This is a genomic window from Candidatus Dedyshia acidiphila (genome assembly GCF_051025295.1).
Classification (GTDB): domain Bacteria; phylum Acidobacteriota; class Terriglobia; order Terriglobales; family Acidobacteriaceae; genus KBS-83.
The window spans coordinates 1-254 of sequence record NZ_JBMGJV010000111.1; the positions used below are offsets into that span (position 1 = coordinate 1).

The 254-nt window shown below is 61.0% G+C and carries 1 protein-coding gene; it reads right to left on the reverse strand.

Annotated elements, in window-relative coordinates:
- Positions 1–254: gamma-glutamyltransferase (locus AC5IJH_RS18400; protein ID WP_491904275.1), on the reverse strand; the 254-nt coding region annotated here is incomplete at both ends.

Here is a 254-nt window from a genome sequence, read left to right on the forward strand (position 1 = left end):
GAAGCTGTCATTGAGGGTTGTGGTCACTGCGACAGCATTGCCATCTGCGTCCAGAACCGAGTAGTGCGTCGTATCCACCGACTTTGCGTCGGCAGCCTTCGCTCCAGGTGGCAGCGGCAGAAAGTCGGCCGGCCGTTTGAGCGTGCTCGATGGCGTGGCATGGTCCGGTTGGATGCTCTTGCGCCACGCATCTGCATAGCCGGGGCTGAGCAGTTCCTCAATCGGAAGCTGCGCGTAATCCGGGTCACCGAGAT